This is a genomic window from Streptomyces torulosus (genome assembly GCF_001419765.1).
In the GTDB taxonomy this organism is placed as follows: Bacteria; Actinomycetota; Actinomycetes; order Streptomycetales; family Streptomycetaceae; genus Streptomyces; species Streptomyces torulosus.
The window spans coordinates 1-1,988 of sequence record NZ_LIRK01000096.1 but is presented as its reverse complement, the minus strand read 5'-3'; the positions used below and the strand labels follow the sequence as shown (position 1 = coordinate 1,988).

Below are 1,988 nucleotides of genomic sequence, written 5' to 3'. Positions count from 1 at the left end.
CCCGCGCCCCGGCCACCGTCGCCCGAAGGCACACCTCCGCCTCCCCCGACGACAGGAGCCCCGTGTCCCGCCCCGCACTCCGCACCGCCCTGCCGCCCTGGCTCGCTCATGCCCTGCGTGCGCAAAGGGGGCCGGTGCCCTGGAACGCGGTGGTGCGCGGAGCGCTCGCCGGAGGACCGCTGCTCACCCTCGCCCTGCTCGCCGGACACCCCTCCCTCGGCGTGGTCGCCGCGCTCGGCGCCATGCTCGCCGGGATCAACGACCGGCCCGGCAGCCGCCGGGTCTCGGTGCAGCGCCTCGGCGTGCCCGCCCTCGCCGGTGCCCTGGGACTGCTCATCGGGACGTACGCCGGGCAGTACGCCTCCGCCTACGCGGACCGCCACGCCCCCGGCGACGCCGGGCAGTACGCCGGTGCCGTCGCCCTCACCCTGCTGCTCACGTTGCTCGGGGTGCTCGCCGGCGGCATGAGCGCCGTCGGGCCCGTCGCCTCCGGTGCCGGCACCCAACTTCTCGTCGCCGCCGCCATCGGGGCCGGCATGCCGTTGCCGGAGCCGGGGTGGGAACGGGCGCTCGGCTATCTCGCCGGGGCCGGATGGCTGCTCGCCCTGCGCCTCGTCCTGCCCACCCCCAGCGCGCTGACCGGCGGCGACTACCGGTTCGACGGAGAACGGGACGCCGTGGCCGCCGTGTACGACGCGATCGCCGCGCTGCTCGACGCCGTCGGCACCCCGGACGCGACCGCCCGCCGCGCCGCCCTCACCGCCGCTCTCGACCACGCCCAGGACGCGCTCACCGGACCCCGGCTGCGGCGGTACGCCAGCTCGTCGACCGAACGGCGGCTGCACGCCCAGTACACGGCCGCCCTGCCGCTCGCCGAGGCCGCGACCGCGCTCGCCTGGACCGGCGACGACATCGACGGCCGGGCCTCCGCGGGACCCCGGCGGCTGGCGGAGGCCGTACGCGGCAACACCGCCACCGGGCCGCTGCCCGCGCCCGCCCGCTCCGCGCCCGCGCTGCGCGCCCTCGACGACGCGCTCCTGCACGCCGCCGAGGCCTTCGACCGGGGCGACGCACGCACCCTCCCCACCCGGCGCCGTACCGTCGGATCACTCCTCCGCCTCGCGCTCGGGACCGGCGGCCGCGAGTACGGGCTCCGCGTCGCCCTCTCCTTCGGCGCCAGCGCGGCCGTGGCGCAGGCACTGCGCCACGAGCACTGGTACTGGCTGCCCGCGACCGCCGTGTTCCTGGTCAAGCCCGACCTCGGGCCGCTCGTGTCCCGTGTGCTGTGCCGGGCCGCGGGAACCGTTTTGGGCGCCGTGCTCTTCGCCGGCTGCGCCGCCGTACTGCCCCGGCCGGAGGGCCTCGTCGTCCTCGTCGCGGTCAGCGGCGCGCTCATCCCCGTCGCCACCCGGCACTTCGCCGCCCAGACCGCCGTCGTCACCGTGCTCGTCCTCGCCCTCGTCATGGTCGGCGGCGAACCGCAGGCCTCCTGGAGCCGGATCGGCGAGACGCTGCTGGCCTGCGCCATCGTCCTGATCGTCGGCCATCTGCCGATACCGAAGGGTCAGCGCGGCGGAGGTGTCCGTGCCCGCCTCGACGAAGCGGCCGCGGCCGCCCACCTCTACCTCGCCCATGTGCTGGAGTCCGACGACCGCGCCGCCCGCTGGACCCTGCGCCGCGAGGCCTACCGCACCCTCGCCGGGGCACGAACCGCGATCGCCCTCGCCGGAGCCGAACACCCCGCGCTCGCCCGGCACAGCGAGGGCACCGACGAGATCGCCGCCGTCCTCGAACAGCTCGTCGACACCACCACCGCCTGCGCGGTCCACCTCGACGACACCGGACGACTCGGCCGCCACCACACCGAGCAGCTCACCGCCCTCCTCGACCAGCTCGCCCGCCATCAGCGGCACACCGGCATCAGCCTCCCGGATGTACCGGACGCGCCGGACGTGCTGGAAACGCCGGGTGGGGCAGGTGCGTCGGGT

Annotated in this window: 1 protein-coding gene; it reads left to right on the top strand. The window is 76.7% G+C overall.

Going from position 1 to position 1,988, the window contains the following annotated elements:
• Positions 1-62 precede the first annotated feature (62 nt).
• On the top strand, positions 63-1,988 hold a 1,926-nt coding region (locus AOK23_RS07810), incomplete at its 3' end, for an FUSC family protein (RefSeq protein WP_055712019.1).